Origin of the sequence: Streptomyces sp. CB02980, from assembly GCF_014451325.2 — a bacterium.
In the GTDB taxonomy this organism is placed as follows: Bacteria; Actinomycetota; Actinomycetes; order Streptomycetales; family Streptomycetaceae; genus Streptomyces.
This window is the reverse complement of the sequence record NZ_JACSCH020000003.1, coordinates 577,506-594,620: the sequence shown is the minus strand read 5'-3', so window position 1 is coordinate 594,620 and position 17,115 is coordinate 577,506. Positions and strand designations below refer to the sequence as shown.

Here is a 17,115-nt window from a genome sequence, read left to right as displayed (position 1 = left end):
TCTGCTGGAACCGAGTTTGCCGCAGCCCCGCCGCCGGTATTCAGGTGGTGGCTGCGTTCCTCAGATGGTCGCGGCCACCGCGACCGTCCGCGACCTCAAGGGGGTGGCATGTCCACAGAACTGGGCAGCTCGAAGGTGCTCACGCTCACGCCCGTTCCCGTGCCCACGCAGACGACGGCGCCGACCGCGACCGACCGCGCGGAGGCCACGCCTCCGCCGATGGCCGTCACGTCGGGAGCCCTCGACACCCGCACCCTCTCGCGCTCCCTCTTCCTGAGGCTGCGCGCCCTCGACACCGAGGGCGCCGCCACGGACAGCCCGGAGCGGACCTACGTCCGCGACACCCTCATCGAGCTCAACCTCCCCCTCGTGCGGTACGCGGCGGCCCGCTTCCGCTCCCGCAACGAGCCGATGGAGGACATCGTCCAGGTCGGCACCATCGGCCTCATCAAGGCGATCGACCGCTTCGACTGCGAACGGGGCGTGGAGTTCCCGACGTTCGCGATGCCGACGGTCGTCGGTGAGATCAAGCGCTTCTTCCGCGACACCTCCTGGTCGGTCCGCGTCCCGCGCCGGCTCCAGGAGCTGCGCCTCGCCCTCACCAAGGCCAGCGACGAGCTCGCGCAGAAGCTCGACCGCTCCCCCACCGTGCCCGAACTCGCCGCCGTGCTCGGGGTGTCGGAGGAGGACGTCGTCGACGGCCTCGCCGTGGGCAACGCGTACACCGCCTCCTCGCTCGACTCCCCCTCGCCCGAGGACGACGGCGGCGAGGGCTCCCTCGCCGATCGCCTCGGCTACGAGGACACGGCACTCGAAGGCGTCGAGTACCGCGAGTCGCTCAAGCCGCTGCTCGCCAAACTCCCGCCCCGGGAGCGGCAGATCATCATGCTGCGCTTCTTCGCCAACATGACCCAGTCGCAGATCGGCGAGGAGGTCGGCATCTCCCAGATGCACGTCTCGCGGCTGCTCACCCGCACCCTCGCCCAGCTGCGCGAGGGCCTGATCGCCGACTGAGTCCCGCGTAGGGCTCCCTTGTTGACGGATCGTCAGACAGACTGGCGGTCATGAGGCGAAGGAAGCCCGGACTCGTAGTGGTGGCGCTCTGCCTCGGCGGGGCGCTGACCGCCTGTGGCGGCGGAGGAGACAGCGAGGGGTACGCGGCGGTGGGCGCCGGCCCCTCCCCGGGAACGGCGGGCACCCCCTCGGGCGCGGTCACCCTGGTCCCCCTGGACGGCCCCACGACAAGCGGGGACACGTCCAGCACGTCGTCCCCGTCACCGGAACCGGGCACGGACCCGGGCGGGTCGGCCACGCCACCGCCGGCGGACGGCGCCACGACGCTCCCGGGCACACCCGGGCCCTCCGGCACCGGATCGAGTACGGCGGCGGGCACGGGATCGAGTGCGGGGTCGGGCACGACCGCGCCGGACGGCTCGGACACGGGCTCGGGTACGGGTGCGGGTACGGGCTCAGGGGCGGGCTCCGGCTCGGGCTCCGGCGGTACGTCCTCGCGCCCCGGCGCCGGCGCCCCTCCCCGTACGCCCTCCGCCCCGCCCTCCGCCCCGCCCTCGAAACCCGCGCCCGGCACCACCGCCCCGGCACCCCCCGCGACCCCGGCACCCACGCCGACGCCCGCCCCCGGGCCCGCCGTGGTCACCGTCTCCACGCCCGTCCTCGCCGACGGCGACCGGCGCTGGTGCGAGAAGGTGACGGTCACCTTCCGGAACAGCGGGGGAACGGCGGCCCGTTCGGGCACGGTCACCTTCGCCACCCATGTCATCGGGGCCCTCGGCGTCGACTGGGCGACGCTCACGTCCACCCAGCCGCTGCCCGCGCCGATCGCCGCAGGCGCGGCGCGGACGGAGACGTACACCGTGTGCGTGGACTCCTGGCGGGTGCCGCTCGGGATGCGGATCGACACCCGGAAGGTCTCCGCTACCTGGCGGTGACGGGGAAGGTCACCTCGGTCAGGCGCTCCGAGAGCTCCCACAGCGCGCGCCCCGTCCCGGGGTCGGCGGACGCGGTGGAGGGACGTACCCGGGTGGGCGCGCCGCGCAGCTCGCCCATGCCGTCGGGCCCCACGAACTCGCCGCCCTCCACGCCCGGTTCGGTCGCCGCGTACAGCTGCGGGAGCGCGCCCCGCTCGGGGCGCTGGGCGAGCAGCGGGTTGCCGATGCGGCCGAAGACCAGCTTCACGAGGCCGGAGGTGTCCCGGGTCTGGAGCCGGGTCGCCGTGTAGCCGGGGTGGGCGAGGACGCTCCGGACCGGGCTGCCGGACGCGCTCAGGAGCCGGTGCAGTTCCTGCCCGAAGACGGCGTTGGCGAACTTCGACTGGTTGTAAAAGGCCATGGGCGCGTAGCCGCGCTCGCCGGTGAGGTCGTCGAGGTGGAGACGGCCCTGTCGGTGGTTGATCGAGCTGACGGTGACGACCCGGGGGTCCCGGCCCGCGGCGAGCAGGTCGAGCAGCAGCCCGGTGAGCGCGAAGTGGCCGAGGTGGTTGGCGGCGAACTGGACCTCGTGGCCCTGGGGGCTCAGGGTGCGGGGCGGCGCCATCACTCCCGCGTTGTTGACGAGGACGTCGAGCCGCGGGTGCTCCTCGCGGAGCCGGCCGGCGAAGGCGCGTACCGAGTCGAGGTCCGCGAGGTCGAGCGGGCGGACGGCGAGCAGGCCCGGCGCGATCCCGGCCGCGACGAGCTCGTCGACGGCCCGGCGGCCCTTCTCCTCGTCCCGTACGGCGAGGATCACGCGGCCGCCCCGGCGGGCGAGCTCGCGGGTGGTGGCGAGGCCGAGGCCGCTGTTGGCCCCGGTGACGACGAAGAGCCGCCCGGTCTGGTCCGGTATCCGGTCGGCGGTCCAGCGCTGCTTCTTGGTCATGCGGCACACGCTGCCGCTTGTGTCACCGAGTGTCAAGTATGGAGTTGAGTGCCACAGGGGCGTCCTGGTGCCATCGAAGGCACCGCGTTACGATTCCGACCGTGAGCACTCGCCCCGAAGTCGACCCCGGCCCCGGCCAGGCCCCTGACCCCGGTCCCGGTCCCGGCCGAGCCGCCGGCCCCGCCCCCGTCAGCCTGGCCCAGCGCAAGCGTCAGCTCGTCGCGACCGAGCTCACCGAGGCGGCCCTCCAACTGCTCGCCCTCAAGGGCTTCGACGCCGTCACCGTCGACGAGATCGCGACCACCGCCGGGGTCTCCAAGCGGACCTTCTTCCGGTACTTCGCGTCCAAGGAGGACGTGGTCGTCCAGTTCCTGGCCGACATGGGCGCCGACATGCGCGCGGGCCTCGCCGCCCGACCCGCCGGGGAGCGCCCCTCCGAGGCGCTTCTGCACGCCGTCTCCGTGCCCCTGACGATCTGTGACGCCCACGCCGACCGCGCCCTGCCGGTGGTCCGGCTGATCCTTCGCACCCCGGCCCTGCTCGCCCGCTTCCTGGAGCACCAGGCGCGGTGGCGGGAGGACCTGACGGAGGAGCTGGCGGCCCGCCTGGGCCGCGACCCCCGGGCGGACCTCTACCCCCGGCTGGCCGCAGGGATGGCGCTCGCCGCCTTCGACGCCGTACTGCACCGGTGGAGCGAGGGCGAGGACGCCGGCAGCTCCGCGGACCCGGGCGACCTGATCGGAGAGGCCTTCGCGGTGCTCGCGCCAGCCCTGGACTCCGTCACCCCCTGAACAGGCACCCCGGGCGCGCGGGAAGACGCGCGAAAAGAAAGGTGGGCCGGGTCCGCGTGACGCGGATCCGGCCCACCCGGGGACTCGATGAAGGACGGGTCGGTCAGCCCAGGGCCAGCCAGGCGACGGCCGCCAGGACGACGATCACCGCGACCACGCCCACGATCAGGCCGACCTTCGGGCCGCCCGACGTGGCCGCGACCTGCGGCTGCCGCTGCTGCGGGGCGCCCTCGTCGACGAAGGCGCGGAACATCTGGGTGTTGCCGGCGGGGTCGTAGGAGCCCTTGGGGCCCTGGCCCTGGCCGTACGGTGCTTGGGGGTTGTGTGCCATGGGTCAGGACCCTAGCGAAGTACGGGTGAGGGTCCCAAGCCCCGTACCCCCACCTCTGCGGAACCGTCCGCGACCCACACCTCCGCTCCACCTTTGCCTATTCTTTAGCGCCGTTTGACCGATTTAGTTTGCCTGGAGCAACCATCGATCTCTATGGTTGCCCTAAGCAACAACATCTGCGGAGTGCCCGATGGACGACTCGATGGACAGCTCGATGGACCGGAGCAATCGCTACGAGAACCTCGCCCGCCAGGTGAGCGCCATCGGAGCGGTGAAGCGCGGACTCGCGCGGGTCCTGCCCGCCGAGTGCCCCGGCGGATCCGCCATCGTCCTCGCCCTGCTCAACCACCACGGCGACATGCGGATGGGCCGGGTGTCCGAGCTGATGGCCGTCGACATGTCGGTCAGCAGCCGGCACGTGGCCCACACCGTGGACCGCGGCTGGGTCGAGCGCCTGCCCGACCCCGCCGACCGGCGCTCCCGGATCCTGCACCTGACCCGGGCGGGCGAAGACATGCTCGCCGTCCTCGACCGACGGCTGACCGACATGCTCGCCCGCACCCTCGCGGAGTGGTCCGACGACGACGTCGAACTGCTCACCACCCTGCTCGCCCGCCTCCGCGATTCCTTCGGGGACTGCCGGGCCCACCACGCTTGAGAACGAAGGAACTTGATGGCTACGACCACCACACCAGAGACCGGTGTGAGCGGCGGGAGCGCCAAGCAGGGGGACACCGCCTCCGGCGGCGCCCCGATGACGCACAAGCAGATCATGGAGGCGCTGTCCGGGCTGCTGCTCGGCATGTTCGTCGCCATCCTGTCCTCGACGATCGTCTCCAACGCCCTCCCCCAGATCATCAACGACCTGGGCGGCGGCCAGTCCGCCTACACCTGGGTGGTCACCGCCGCACTCCTCTCGATGACCGCGACCACGCCGCTCTGGGGCAAGCTCGCGGACCTCTTCTCCAAGAAGCTGCTCGTCCAGATAGCCCTGGTCATCTACGTGGCGGGCTCGGTCGTCGCCGGTCTCTCGCAGAGCACCGGCATGCTCATCGCCTGCCGTGTCGTGCAGGGCATCGGCGTCGGCGGTCTGACCGCCCTCTCCCAGATCATCCTGGCCGCGATGATCGCCCCGCGTGAGCGCGGCCGGTACAGCGGCTACCTCGGCGCGACCTTCGCCGTCGCCACCGTCGGCGGCCCGCTGCTCGGCGGTGTCATCACCGACACCGACTGGCTCGGCTGGCGCTGGTGCTTCTACGTGGGCGTGCCCTTCGCGATCATCGCGCTGATCGTCCTGCAGAAGACCCTCAAGCTCCCCGTCGTGAAGCGCAAGGTCAAGGTCGACTGGGCCGGCGCCTTCTTCATCAGCGCCGCGGTCTCGCTGCTCCTCATCTGGGTCACCTTCGCGGGTGACAAGTACGACTGGATGTCCTGGCAGACGGCCGTGATGGTGCTCGGCGCGATCGCGCTCGGCGGGATCTTCCTGCTCGTCGAGTCGAAGGCGAGCGAGCCGATCATCCCGCTCCGCCTCTTCCGCAACCGCACGATCACCCTGGCCTCGCTCGCCTCGCTGTTCGTGGGTGTCGCGATGTTCGCCGGCACGGTCTTCTTCAGCCAGTACTTCCAGCTGGCGCGGAACGAGTCGCCGACGATGTCCGGCGTCCTCACCATCCCGATGATCGCGGGCCTGTTCGTCTCCTCCACCGTCTCGGGTCTGGTCATCACCAAGACCGGCAGGTGGAAGGCGTGGCTGGTCAGCGGCGGCGCCCTCGCCGCGGGCGGTCTCGGCCTGCTCGGCACGATCCGCTACGACACGACGTACTGGCACATCGCGCTGTTCATGGCGGTCCTCGGCCTCGGCCTCGGCATGATGATGCAGAACCTGGTGCTCTGCACCCAGAACCAGGTGGCCCCCGCCGACCTCGGTGCCGCCTCCTCCGTCGTCACCTTCTTCCGCTCCCTGGGCGGTGCGATCGGCGTCTCGGCGCTCGGCGCGGTCATGGCCCACCGGGTCACGGACTACGTCAAGGAGGGCCTCGCCGAGCTCGGCCCGAAGGCCGCGGCCGCCATGGGCCAGGGCGGCACGGGCGGCGGCATCCCCGACATGGACAAGCTGCCGGCCCCGATCCGCACGGTCATGGAGAGCGCCTACGGACACGGCGTCGGCGATGTCTTCCTCTACTCGGCGCCGTTCGCGCTGCTGGCCTTCGTGGTGACGCTCTTCATCAAGGAAGTCGCCCTGAAGAGCAGCTCGGTGAAGGCCGACGAGAAGCCGGTGGCCGTGGAGGCCTAGAAAGACTCCCGGCCGCGCTTCGAGCGGAGGCGCGGCCGGGTCGAGTACGGAGCGGCGGGCAGGGGACGGCCCGCCGCTCCGTCATTTCCCGGTTTCGGGGGCCCTGCCCTCATGGGGCTCGGCTTCACGGGGCTCGGTCGCACGGGGCTCGGCTTCACGGGCCTCGGTCGCACGGGGCTCGGTCGCACGGGCCGCGGCTTCACGGGCCTCGGTCGCACGGGGCTCGGTCGCACGGGCCTCGGTTTCACGGGAAACCATCGCGTCGATGCCGGCGACCAGGACGTCCAGCGCGTAGGCGAAGTCGCGGTCCCAGATCTCGGTGACACTGCCGTGCGAGGCCCGCTCGTCGAGGATCTCCGCCATCGGTTCGATGGCCTCCACGAAGCCCGGGTTGTCACGGAAGGCCTTGACGGACTCCACGTAGAAGTCGTCCTGCGACATCCCGGCCTCCGCCGCGCGCCGCCCGAACTGGGACTCGATCGTCCCGTAGCCGTACACGAACTGGAAGACCGCCGACGTCGCACTGGGCTGACGGTCGATCGGCAGGCCGGTGCCGCCGATCGCCTCCTGGATCTTGGTGCCGACGGCGATCGCGTGCGGGCCGATGTTCAGGTACTGCCCGGCGCTCGGCGACATCCACGGGTGGCGGACCAGCATCCGGCGGTATTCCAGGGCGAGCGCCCGGATCATGTCGCGCCAGCCGTCGGCGGCCTCCACCGCCGCGAGGTCGAACTCGCCGTACACGCTGTCCATGGCGAACTCGATGATGTCGTCCTTGGTGTCCACGTACCAGTACAGGGACATCGCGGTGACGTTCAGCTCGGCCGCCAGCTTGCGCATCGACAGCTTGGCCAGGCCCTCCTCGTCGAGCATCCGGATCGCGGCGGCGACGATCCGGTCCCGGTCGAGACCGGCCGGACCGCCGCCGCTCCGCGGGGTCCGGGTCTCCAGCCAGACGCTGGAACGCGCCGGGTTCTTGGCCCGGTCGGCTGCCTTGACCATCGCGTTCCTCCGTCTGTCAGATCTCCGTGACCATGCTAGGCAGCGATCGACTGGTCGGGCGTCAGGGCCTTCTCCGTCCGCTCGGCCCGCCGGAGCAGGGCCGCCGCCACCAGACCGCCCGCGAAGACGGCGATCGCGCCGACCAGCTGGCTGGTCTGGAGGCCGGAGGCGAAGGCGTCCGCGATCTCCCGCCGCTCGGCCTCGCCGCCGGCTGCCGCCAGGGCGGCCGGGAGGGAGGTCGCGGTGACGGCGACGAGCGCGGCGAAGCGCGCGTTGAGAACGGCGCCGAGGACGGCGACACCGAGGCCGTTGCCGAACTCGGCGAGGGTGCCGTTGATTCCGGCGCCGACGCCCGCCTTCTCCGGCGGGATCGAGCTCATGATCGCGTTGGCCATGGCCGGGGAGGAGACGGCGATGCCGCCGCCCATCAGGACCAGCCCGAGGAGCATGCCCGCGTAGCTGCCGTCGGTGCCGCCGCCGAGCAGCGAGATCGAGGTCAGACCGCCGGCGACCAGGGTCATGCCGAGAACGACGGTGGGCGGGGTGCCCAGCTTCATGACGATCTTCGGGCCGATGCCGGTCAGGTTGAGACCGACGATCGTCAGCGCGAGCGGCGCCATCCGCAGACCGGCCTCCAGCGGCTCGTAGCCGAGCACGAACTGCAGGTGCTGGGTGAGCAGGAAGAGCGAGCCGCCCATGCCGAAGACGACCAGGATCGAACCGCCGATGGCGCCGATGAACTTCTGGTTCCGGAAGAAGTGCATGTCGAGCATCGGGTACGGGGTGTGCAGCTCCCAGAGCGCGAACGCGCCGAGACCGAGCAGCCCGATCGCGGCCGGAACCAGCACCTGGGCGGAGACCCAGCCGTGCTCGGGGCCGCTGATGATCGCGTACACGACGGCGGTCATGCCGATGGTGGAGAGCAGCGCGCCGAGCAGGTCGGGGCGCTCACCCTGCGGGTTCTTGGACTCCGGTACGAGCTTGAGGACGGCGACCAGGGCCACGACCGCGACCGGGATGTTGATCAGGAAGATCATTCCCCACCAGAAGTGGTTCAGGATCACGCCGCCGATCAGCGGCCCGCCGGCGAAGCCGAGGGAGGCGACGGTGGACCAGAGCGCGATGGCCTTCACCCGCTCCGAGTCGTCGAAGATCTGCATGACGACGGCGAGGGTGGTGGTCATGAGCAGCGCGCCGCCGACGCCCATGCCCGCTCGGGCGGCGATCAGCTGCGTGGTGGAGTCGGCGAGTCCGGCGGCGAGCGAGCCGATGCCGAAGAGCGCGAGTCCGATCGCGAGCAGCTTCTTGCGTCCGTAGCGGTCGGCGGCATTGCCCGCGCTGAGCAGCAGGCCGGACTGGACGAGCGAGTACGCGTTGATCATCCACTGGATGTCGGTGGTGGTCGCGTGGAGTTCGGAGGTCAGCGACGGGATGGCGACGCTGAGGACGGTGTTGTCGAGCAGCACGGTGAGCTGGGCGAGGCAGATGACGCCGAGGATCAGCCAGCGCTGAGGGTGACCGCCGGTGGCGGTCGGTTCGGTCGCGGCGGTCGTCGCCGTCATGGGCAGTACTCCTTGTACGGTGTACGAGACTAGGTCTCGTACACCGTACAAGGACTCTCTTACGCTGTATAGCGCTTATGACTTCTCGGCGGTCAGGTCGTAGAAGGTGGCGTTGCCGACCGTGACCTTCTGGAAGGTCTCCGCGACCCAGGCGGAGATCTCCGAGTTGCCGCCGGGCCCACCGCCGCCGCCCATGCGGCCCCCGCCGTCCTCACCGGTGCCGCCGCTCTCGCCGCTGCCGATGAAGTAGTGGATCTTCCCGTCGGCGACGTACTGCTTGAACTGCGCGAGCGTCGGGGACGGGTCGCTGCCGTTGAAGCCGCCGATCGCCATGACCGGCTTCTCGGTGGCGAGCTGGTAGCTGGCCGCGTTCTGGGCACCGACCGTGGCCGCGACCCAGGTGTACGCGTCGGCGTCCTTGAGGAGGGCGCCCTTCGCCTCCGTACCGACGCTGGCGCCGTTGAGCAGACCGCCCATACCCCCGCCACCGCCGCCCTGGCCTTCGCCCCGGGTCATGCCCTGCGCCGGGGTGCCACCGGGCAGCTGGCCCTGGGCCTGGCCTTGGCCTTGGCCTTGGCCCTGGCCCTGGCCCTGGCCCTGGCCGTTGGGCAGCTGACCGCCGGCCTGACCACCCTGACCACCCGGCATCTGACCGCCCTGGCCGCCGGGACCACCGGGCATCCGGCCACCCTGTCCGCCCTGGCCGCCGGGCAGCTGGCCGCCCCCGCCCTGTCCGCCGCCGGGGAATCCCCCGCCCTCGAACATCCGCATGCCGCCGCCGGGACCCCGGCCGCCCATCGCGCCGCCCGCCGGGCCCGCCGTGACGATCGAGCCCTGGTGTCCCGCGTCCACCGTCGCCAGGGTGTACGCGAACGGACCCGCGAGTCCCGCCGCCAGGCCGAGGCCCGCGACCCCGAGGCCGAGCCGCCGGTCCACCCGGCCCGCGAACAGCAGCCCGAGTGCGGCCACCGCGCCCGCGCCCAGGACCGTCCAGCGCAGCCACGGCAGCCAGTCCGGCGTCCGCCCGAGCAGGGTCCAGCCCCACCAGGCGGTCACCGCCACCGTCACCGCGAGGGCCGCCGAGGCGAGCAGCCGGCTCCGTTCCTCCCAGAGCACGGCCGCGCCCATGCCGACGAGCGCCGCGAGGTACGGGGCCAGGGCCACCGTGTAGTACTCGTGGAAGATGCCGGCCATGAAGCTGAACACGGCCAGCGTGATCAGCAGCGAACCGCCCCACACCAGGAACGCCGAGCGTGCCGTGTCCGTCCTGGGCGCCCGCCAGGTGACGACGAGCCCCGCGACGAGCAGGATCAGCGCGGCCGGCAGGAGCCAGGAGATCTGGCCGCCGACCGAGTCGTTGAACATCCGGACGATGCCGGTCTCGCCCCACCGGCCGCCCCCCATGCCACCGCCGCCTCCCCCGCCGCCGACGCTGCCGGTCTCGTCGCCGTTGATGCGGCCGAGGCCGTTGTAGCCGAAGGTCAGCTCCAGGAAGCTGTTGTTCTGCGAGCCTCCGACGTACGGGCGGGAGGACGCCGGCCACAGCTCGACCAGCGCCACCCACCAGCCCGCCGACACCAGCATCGCGAGCCCGGCGAGGGCGAGACGGCCGATCCGGCGCCCGATCCCGCCCGGCGCGCACACCCCGTAGACGAGGGCGAGCGGCGGCAGGATCAGGAACGCCTGGAGGGTCTTCGCGAGGAACGCGAACCCGAAGGCCACCCCGGCCCACACGAGCCACTTCGCCGCGCCCCGGTCCTGTTCGAGGGCGCGCAGCACGCAGTACACGGCCACCGTCATGAGCAGGGCGAGCAGCGCGTCCGGGTTGTTGAAGCGGAACATCAGCGCCGCCACGGGCGTGAGCGCCAGGACGACGCCCGCGATCAGGCCGGCGCCCGCGCCGAACCGGCGCCGCACCGCCGCGTAGAGCACGGCGACGGTCGCCACGCCCATGAGGACCTCGGGCACGAGGATCTGCCAGGAGCCGAGCCCGAAGAGGCGGACGGAGAGGGCCATCGGCCAGAGGGCGGCCGGCGGCTTGTCGACGGTGATGGCGTTGGCCGCGTCGAGCGAACCGAAGAAGAAGGCCTTCCAGCTCTCGCCGCCCGCCTGGACGGCGGCGGAGTAGAAGGAGTTGGCGTAGCCGGAGGCGCTCAGGTTCCACAGGTAGAGCGCGGCGGTGACGGCGAGCAGGCCGAGGAACGCGGGCCGGACCCAGCGGGCGTCCTCGGCGCGGCCGCGCCACAGCCGGGTGAGCGGGCCACCGCGGGACGGCACGGCATGGGCCGCGCCGGCCGGCGCGGCCAGGGAGGTCGAAGTCATCGGTCGTTCCTTGGGTCGTTCCTTGAGGTGGACCGCTCGGGGAAGACCCAGAGCCGGAAGAGGAGGAAGCGCAGGACCGTCGCGGCCAGGTTGGCGACGACCAGGACGGCGAGTTCGGTGGAGTGCGCCGGATCGCCGGTCGCCGCACCGAGGGCGGCGAGCGAACCGCTGGTCAGGGCCAGGCCGATGGCGAAGACCACGAGCCCCTGCGCCTGGTGGCGGACGGCCCGGTCCCGGCCCCGCACCCCGAAGGTGAGCCGCCGGTTGGCCGCCGTGTTGGCGACGGCGGAGACGAGGAGTGCGGCGGCGTTGGCGAGCTGCGGGCCGACACCCAGCCGGAAGAGCGAGTACAGGGCGACGTAGAACAGCGTCGACAGGGCCCCGACCACGCAGAAGCCGACCAGCTGCCGGGCAAGTCCGCCGGGCACACCGGTGAGTTCACGGTCCCGGGGGTCGTCCCCGAAGGGCCTGGCCAGCCGGTCGAGCGGCAGCGAACCCGTCGCGAGGGCCCGGCCCACCCGCCAGACGCCCTTCAGGTCGTCGGTGGCCGTGCTCACGATGTGCACGGTCGAGTCCGGGTCGTCGACCCAGTCGACGGGCACCTCGTGGATGCGCAGCCCGGCCCGCTCGGCGAGGACCAGCAGCTCGGTGTCGAAGAACCAGCCGGTGTCCTCGACCATCGGCAGCAGCCGCTCGGCGACATCGCGCCGGATCGCCTTGAACCCGCACTGCGCGTCGGAGAACCGGGCGGCGAGCGAGCCGCGCAGGATCAGGTTGTACGCGCGTGAGATGAACTCCCGCTTCGGGCCGCGCACCACGCGCGAGGAGCGGGCGAGCCGGGAGCCGATCGCCAGGTCGGAGTGGCCGGAGATGAGCGGCGCGACCAACGGGAGCAGGGCGTTCAGATCGGTGGACAGGTCCACGTCCATATAGGCGAGGACGGGCGCGTCCGAGCCCGACCACACCGTCCGCAGCGCCCGGCCGCGCCCCTTCTGCTCCAGCCGTACGGAGCGCACCTCGGGCACCTCGGCGGCGAGACCGGCGGCGACCTCGGGGGTGGTGTCGGTGGAGGCGTTGTCGGCGACGGTGATGCGGAAGCCGTACGGGAAGGTCCGGAGGAGGTGTTCGTGGAGCCGGCGGACGCACGGCTCCAGGTCCTTCTCCTCGTTGTAGACGGGAATCACCACGTCCAGGACGGGCCGTCCCGCGATGTTCACCGGCAGGTGTTCCCGGGCGGGGAGGGCCCCGGACGGGGGCCCCGCGATCGTTGGGGTTCGCATGCCACCGACACTCGCCGGGGCCGCTGTCACGGCTGTGTGATGAGCCTGTGGCCTGCCTGTGAGGGGGCTTCCGCCGGAGACGCGGCGGGCAGCCGGACGGTGAAGACGGTCCGGCCCGGGGCGCTCTCGACGCCCACCTCGCCCCCGTGCGCGCACACGACCGCCCGGACGATGGCGAGCCCGAGGCCGGTGGATCCGGCGTTGCGGGAGCGGGAGGCGTCGCCGCGCGCGAACCGCTCGAAGACGGCGGGCAGGAGCGCCGCCGGGATGCCGGGCCCGTCGTCCTCGATCCGGACGGTCACCGCACCGGGCTCGGTACGGACCCGCGCGGTGACCTCGGTCCCGGGCGGGGTGTGCGTACGGGCATTGGCGAGGAGGTTGACGAGGACCTGCTGGAGCCGGGCGCCGTCCGCCCGTACGGGGCTGCCGCCGTCCTCCGGCAGTTCGAGGGACCAGTGGTGGTCGGGCCCGGCGGCGCGGGCGTCGCTCACGGCGTCCACGACCAGCGGGACGAGGTCGGTGGGCTCGTACGAGAGGGGGCGGCCGGCGTCGAGCCGGGCGAGCAGCAGCAGGTCCTCCACGAGGCCCGTCATACGGGTCGCCTCGGACTCGATGCGGCCGAGGGCGTGCCGGGTGTCGGGCCCGCACTCCTCGCGGCCGCGCCGGGTCAGCTCCGCGTACCCCCGGATCGAGGCGAGCGGGGTGCGGAGTTCATGGCTGGCGTCGGCGACGAACTGCCGGACACGGGTCTCGCTCTGCTGGCGGGCGTCGAGCGCGGAGTGGACGTGGTCGAGCATCCGGTTGAGGGCGGCGCCGACCTGGCCGACCTCGGTCCGCGGATCGGCCTCCGCGTCGGGGACCCGCTGGTGGAGTGCCACCTCGCCGCTGTGCAGCGGCAGCCGGGCGACCTGCCGTGCGGTGACGGCGACCCGGCGCAGCGGCCGCAGGGCCACCCGGACGAGCACGGTTCCGGCGAGCGAGGCGGCGAAGAGCCCGGCGCCGGTGACGCTGAGCTCGACGAGGATCAGAGTGGAGAGCGCGTCCTCGACCTCGGTGAGGGGGATTCCGGTGAGGAAGGCGCCGCGGCTGCCCTCCCCGTACTCGACCCGGTAGGAACCCAGGCCGCCGGGCAGATCGACGGTGTGCGGCTGTCCGTCACGGGGGACGGCGGAGAGCGCGGACCGCTGGCCGGCGTCGAGCTCCTTGATGGGGAACAGCGGCGCGTCCGCGCCGGCCTCGCCGGCCGCCTCCGTCGAGTAGCCGGCCGCGGAGACCTCCCCGTCGATCAGGACCGCCCCGAGCGTCCCTATCGGTGCGCCGGGGTCGTCGAGGAAGCCGAGCGGCGGCCTTTTCCTGTCCGGATCGGGCAGGCCGACGCGGGCCGGCGGCCCGGCGGCCCGCTTGGACAGGCTTCGGACCTCGTCGTCGGCCTGGTCGTACAGGTACGAGCGGAACGCGATCGTCGTGACCGTGCCGATGACGGCCGCGACGACCGCGATCAGGGCGACCGCCGAGACGACGAGACGGGTCCGCAGCGACCACGGCCTCCGTGTCCGCTGAGACCGTGGCCGCTGCTCTGCACCTCGCACCACGAGCCGCTACTCCCCCGGCTTGATGAGATAGCCGGCCCCGCGCCGGGTGTGGATCATCGGGGCGCGCCCCGCGTCGATCTTCCGCCGCAGGTACGAGATGTAGAGCTCGACGACATTGGCCTGGCCGCCGAAGTCGTACGACCAGACCCGGTCGAGGATCTGCGCCTTGCTGAGCACCCGCCGCGGATTGCGCATCAGATAGCGCAGCAGCTCGAACTCGGTCGCCGTGAGGTGGATGGAGTCCCCGCCCCGGGTGACGTCGTGACTGTCCTCGTCGAGGGTGAGGTCCCCGACGGCGAGCAGCGACTCGCTGCGCGCGAGAGCCGCCCCCGACCTGCGGATGAGCCCGCGCAGCCGGGCCACGACCTCCTCCAGGCTGAACGGCTTGGTCACGTAGTCGTCGCCGCCGGCCGTGAGCCCGGCGATCCGGTCCTCGACGGCGTCCTTCGCCGTCAGGAACAGCACCGGCACGTCGGGCAGTTCGCGCCGGATCCGGCCGAGCAGGCTCAGTCCGTCGACGTCGGGCAGCATGATGTCGAGGATGACGGCGTCGGGCCGGAACTCCCGCGCGGAGCGCAGGGCGGCGGCCCCGTCCCCGGCACTGCGCACCTGCCAGCCCTCGTAGCGCAGGGCCATGGAGAGCAGCTCGGCGAGCGAGGGCTCGTCGTCGACGACGAGAACACGGACAGCGGTGCCGTCGGCACGGAGCAGGTCGGCGCGGGTGCCGGTACGGCGTGTGGTGACGGTCATGGAACCCACGCTGTCGGCCGCCGCTGAGAGGCCTCTTGCCCTTTCCTGTGAATTACCTGAGAAAGGGGCGGCGAGGCCCTGGCCCTCAGAGTTTCACGTGAAACAACGCGGCGCCGTTCTCGTACAGGATCCCCCGGAGCCAGTCGTCCCCGAGCCCGAGGCGTTCGAGGGCGTGGAGCTGGTGCACGTACGGATACGGGATGTTCGGGAAGTCGGAGCCGAGGAGGATCCGGTCGCCGACATCCACGAGCCGCTTGAGCTCCGCCCGGGGGAAGGGCGCGAGCCGCTCGCTGAAATCGGTGAAGGCCATGGTGGTGTCGAGGTGGACGCCCTCGTACCGCTGGACGAGGTCGAGGAAGTCGCCGTACTCGGGCATCCCCATATGGGCGACGATCACGCGAAGCCGGGGGTGGCGGGCGAGCAGCCGCCCCATGGGCCCGGGTCCGGTGAACCTGCCCGGGGTGGGTCCGGAGCCGCAGTGCACCACGACGGGGGTCCCGGAGTCGGCGAGTTCTCCCCACACCGGGTCCAACTGCTCATCGTTCGGGTCGAAGCCGCCGACCTGGAGGTGCACCTTGAAGACCCGGGCCCCCGCGTCGAGCGCCTCACGGACGTACCGCTCGACGCCCGGCTCGGGGAAGAAGGTCGCGGTGTGCAGACAGTCGGGGGTACGGGAGGCGAAGTCGGCGGCCCAGGCGTTCAGCCAGGCGGCCATGCCGGGCTTGTGCGGATAGAGCATCGCGGTGAACGCGACCGCCCCGAAATCCCGCAGGAGGGCGAGCCGGCGCTCCTCCTCCTCGCGGTAGGTGATGGGCCACTCCGTACCGGTCAGGGGACCGACGGCGTCGAAGTAGGCCCAGACCTTGTCGAGGACGTTCTGCGGCATGAAGTGCGTGTGCACGTCGACGAGCCCGGGAATCCCGAGCCGCTCGACGAGCGCCCGGATGTCGGCGCTCTCGCGGGCTTCGGCGCTCTCGTCGCTTCCGCCGCTCTCGTCGCTTCCGCCGCTCTCGTCGCTTCCGTCACTCAGGTCGCTTCCGCCGCTTGCGCCGTTCTCGCTACTCACGCTCAAAGCTGTAACTCCGCTCGACCTTGCCGATGTGGACGCTGTAGCTGTCGTACCAGTGCTCCCGCCCGTACGCCTTGGCGGCCTGGTGCTCGGTCTGGAGACGCCAGGCGTCGAGCGCCTCCAGGTCCCGGAAGTAGGCGATGGATATGCCGATGCCACCGGGGGTGCGGGCGGTCTCGTAGCCGAGGAAGCCGGGAAGCTCGCCGACGATCTCGCGCATCCGGACGGCGGTCTCGGCGTAGCCCTCGAGGGCCTCGGGCCGGATCGAAGTGAACACAGCGGTGTAGTAAGGCGGTTCGAGGTCCGCCACCAGCTTGGGGGTCATGCGATCACCCTCGCCGGGCCGGGGCGGGGATGTCCACGGCGTCCGGTGAAAGGGATCCAAGACTTTACGAAGGGACCGCGGGCCCTCAGAAGAGCTCCCCCTGGCTGCTCAGGTCGACGGCGGACACCGCTTCCGACACCGGCACGGAGAAGGCGTCCCCCTCCCCGGCACCCTGGAGCACCCACCCGCCCATCAGCCGGGTGTCGAGCGCGAGACAGCGTCCGCCGGGGTCGAGCAGGTGCAGATCGGGCCCGGCCGCGGCGAGCAGCCGCCCGCTGACGACGCCCCCGTCGACCAGCTCGCTGACCGTGCCGCCGAACGGCGGCAGCCCGTCGAGACCGAAGGCCGCGGCGTGGTCGCGCGCGGCGAACTCCAGCGGCTCCAGGGTCTCCGTCCAGCCGCCGACCTTCCGCGCCCGCCCGTACAGCTCCTGGACCTCCAGGGCCCGGTCCGGGGCGGGCGGCAGGGTGTGCCGGGCGGCGCGCTTCCGCTCGTACGCCACCCGGTCGGGAACCCCGAGCGCCTGCCGCAGCACCTCCTCGGTCCGCCGGGCGGCCATCAGCGGCCCCCGCCCGAGCCAGCTGAACGTTACGGCGCCCTGTTCGAGCAGCCGGGCCTCGCCCCGGGCCTCCGCGGTGATCCCGACCTTGGTCATCCCGGGCCCGAACCAGGCCAGGTACACGCGGTACGGCTGGGGATCGTCCAGGAACGTGTCGGCGGCGACGGAGTGGGCCCGGTCGAGCCGCGCGCACTCCGCGCACCGCCCTCCGGTGGCCCGGCCGGGCACGACGGCCTCCAGCGGGCAGGGATTCCCCCGGGCCCCCGGGCACCGCCGCTCCCCCACGGCCCGGAAGGCGAGCCCCTGCCCGTACACGAGGGCGCTGACCCTTCCGCCCCGCCACCGCAGTCCGGGCACGCCTCCGC

15 protein-coding genes and 1 pseudogene are annotated in these 17,115 nt (G+C 72.3%); 5 read left to right on the top strand and 11 right to left on the bottom strand.

Annotated elements, in window-relative coordinates; all coding sequences use genetic code 11:
* The first annotated feature begins 108 nt into the window (after positions 1–108).
* Both E0F75_RS09650 and E0F75_RS09645 read left to right on the top strand, forming a co-directional pair.
* Positions 109–1,014: an RNA polymerase sigma factor SigF gene (locus tag E0F75_RS09650; RefSeq protein ID WP_187622057.1), complete on the top strand. Its 906-nt coding sequence runs from the start codon at positions 109–111 to the stop codon at positions 1,012–1,014.
* A 50-nt stretch (positions 1,015–1,064) separates the two neighbouring features.
* Positions 1,065–1,949, top strand: a complete 885-nt coding sequence (locus E0F75_RS09645) for a hypothetical protein (protein ID WP_194480341.1) — start codon at positions 1,065–1,067, stop codon at positions 1,947–1,949.
* Here the strand turns inward: E0F75_RS09645 and E0F75_RS09640 are convergent.
* Entirely contained in the window at positions 1,936–2,874 is a 939-nt protein-coding gene (locus E0F75_RS09640) for an oxidoreductase (protein ID WP_187622056.1), read from the bottom strand. The two genes, E0F75_RS09645 and E0F75_RS09640, sit on opposite strands and share 14 nt — an antisense overlap.
* Before the next feature lie 194 nt (positions 2,875–3,068).
* Here E0F75_RS09640 and E0F75_RS09635 point away from each other — a divergent pair, with 194 nt between their 5' ends.
* Positions 3,069–3,665 (top strand): TetR family transcriptional regulator, encoded by a 597-nt coding sequence (locus E0F75_RS09635; protein ID WP_229312629.1) that lies wholly within the window; start codon positions 3,069–3,071, stop codon positions 3,663–3,665.
* Positions 3,666–3,768: 103 nt separating this feature from the next.
* On the opposite strand, the gene E0F75_RS09630 is transcribed toward E0F75_RS09635, so the two are convergent.
* Positions 3,769–3,996, bottom strand: coding sequence for a hypothetical protein (locus E0F75_RS09630; RefSeq protein WP_187622054.1), 228 nt, complete (start codon positions 3,994–3,996; stop codon positions 3,769–3,771).
* A gap of 214 nt (positions 3,997–4,210) precedes the next feature.
* On the opposite strand from E0F75_RS09630, the gene E0F75_RS09625 reads away from it, so the two are divergent.
* Positions 4,211–4,654 carry a MarR family winged helix-turn-helix transcriptional regulator gene (locus E0F75_RS09625; protein ID WP_187622180.1) on the top strand — a complete coding sequence of 148 codons (444 nt, stop codon included), beginning with the start codon at positions 4,211–4,213 and terminating at the stop codon, positions 4,652–4,654.
* Positions 4,655–4,669: 15 nt separating this feature from the next.
* The gene (locus E0F75_RS09620; protein WP_187622053.1) at positions 4,670–6,289 is read left to right on the top strand and encodes an MDR family MFS transporter; all 1,620 of its coding nucleotides are present in this window, start codon (positions 4,670–4,672) and stop codon (positions 6,287–6,289) included.
* 243 nt (positions 6,290–6,532) lie between these two features.
* Here the strand turns inward: E0F75_RS09620 and E0F75_RS09615 are convergent.
* From E0F75_RS09615 to E0F75_RS09575, 9 genes and pseudogenes are all read right to left on the bottom strand, one after another.
* Positions 6,533–7,291, bottom strand: a pseudogene (locus E0F75_RS09615) (TetR/AcrR family transcriptional regulator); the annotation flags it as partial.
* Positions 7,292–7,326: 35 nt separating this feature from the next.
* On the bottom strand, positions 7,327–8,853 hold the full coding sequence (locus E0F75_RS09610) for an MFS transporter (RefSeq protein ID WP_187622051.1): 1,527 nt from the start codon (positions 8,851–8,853) through the stop codon (positions 7,327–7,329).
* 75 nt (positions 8,854–8,928) lie between these two features.
* A complete protein-coding gene (locus E0F75_RS09605) occupies positions 8,929–11,175 on the bottom strand; it encodes a glycosyltransferase family 39 protein (protein WP_187622050.1) in 2,247 nt (748 codons plus the stop codon).
* Positions 11,172–12,455, bottom strand: coding sequence for a bifunctional glycosyltransferase family 2/GtrA family protein (locus E0F75_RS09600; RefSeq protein ID WP_187622049.1), 1,284 nt, complete (start codon positions 12,453–12,455; stop codon positions 11,172–11,174). Before E0F75_RS09600 ends, E0F75_RS09605 begins: the two co-directional genes overlap by 4 nt.
* A gap of 26 nt (positions 12,456–12,481) precedes the next feature.
* On the bottom strand, positions 12,482–14,047 hold the full coding sequence (locus E0F75_RS09595; protein ID WP_308189563.1) for a HAMP domain-containing sensor histidine kinase: 1,566 nt from the start codon (positions 14,045–14,047) through the stop codon (positions 12,482–12,484).
* Positions 14,048–14,053: 6 nt separating this feature from the next.
* Positions 14,054–14,797 (bottom strand): response regulator transcription factor, encoded by a 744-nt coding sequence (locus tag E0F75_RS09590; protein WP_229312603.1) that lies wholly within the window; start codon positions 14,795–14,797, stop codon positions 14,054–14,056.
* 85 nt (positions 14,798–14,882) lie between these two features.
* The gene (locus tag E0F75_RS09585) at positions 14,883–15,743 is read right to left on the bottom strand and encodes an amidohydrolase family protein (protein ID WP_229312627.1); all 861 of its coding nucleotides are present in this window, start codon (positions 15,741–15,743) and stop codon (positions 14,883–14,885) included.
* A gap of 112 nt (positions 15,744–15,855) precedes the next feature.
* Positions 15,856–16,191, bottom strand: a complete 336-nt coding sequence (locus E0F75_RS09580) for an antibiotic biosynthesis monooxygenase (protein WP_187622048.1) — start codon at positions 16,189–16,191, stop codon at positions 15,856–15,858.
* A gap of 85 nt (positions 16,192–16,276) precedes the next feature.
* Complete coding sequence (locus E0F75_RS09575; RefSeq protein ID WP_229312602.1) at positions 16,277–17,107, bottom strand: DUF2797 domain-containing protein; 831 nt, start codon at positions 17,105–17,107, stop codon at positions 16,277–16,279.
* Positions 17,108–17,115 lie beyond the last annotated feature (8 nt).

What these genes read in the sequence shown, in the direction of transcription:
- E0F75_RS09630 (WP_187622054.1), bottom strand. Translation starts at nt 3,996, where the DNA reads ATGGCACACAACCCCCAAGCACCGTACGGCCAGGGCCAGGGCCCCAAG.
- E0F75_RS09600 (WP_187622049.1), bottom strand. Translation starts at nt 12,455, where the DNA reads ATGCGAACCCCAACGATCGCGGGGCCCCCGTCCGGGGCCCTCCCCGCC.
- E0F75_RS09580 (WP_187622048.1), bottom strand. Translation starts at nt 16,191, where the DNA reads ATGACCCCCAAGCTGGTGGCGGACCTCGAACCGCCTTACTACACCGCT.
- E0F75_RS09610 (WP_187622051.1), bottom strand. Translation starts at nt 8,853, where the DNA reads ATGACGGCGACGACCGCCGCGACCGAACCGACCGCCACCGGCGGTCAC.
- E0F75_RS09590 (WP_229312603.1), bottom strand. Translation starts at nt 14,797, where the DNA reads ATGACCGTCACCACACGCCGTACCGGCACCCGCGCCGACCTGCTCCGT.
- E0F75_RS09605 (WP_187622050.1), bottom strand. Translation starts at nt 11,175, where the DNA reads ATGACTTCGACCTCCCTGGCCGCGCCGGCCGGCGCGGCCCATGCCGTG.
- E0F75_RS09650 (WP_187622057.1), top strand. Translation starts at nt 109, where the DNA reads ATGTCCACAGAACTGGGCAGCTCGAAGGTGCTCACGCTCACGCCCGTT.
- E0F75_RS09645 (WP_194480341.1), top strand. Translation starts at nt 1,065, where the DNA reads ATGAGGCGAAGGAAGCCCGGACTCGTAGTGGTGGCGCTCTGCCTCGGC.
- E0F75_RS09640 (WP_187622056.1), bottom strand. Translation starts at nt 2,874, where the DNA reads ATGACCAAGAAGCAGCGCTGGACCGCCGACCGGATACCGGACCAGACC.
- E0F75_RS09625 (WP_187622180.1), top strand. Translation starts at nt 4,211, where the DNA reads ATGGACCGGAGCAATCGCTACGAGAACCTCGCCCGCCAGGTGAGCGCC.
- E0F75_RS09620 (WP_187622053.1), top strand. Translation starts at nt 4,670, where the DNA reads ATGGCTACGACCACCACACCAGAGACCGGTGTGAGCGGCGGGAGCGCC.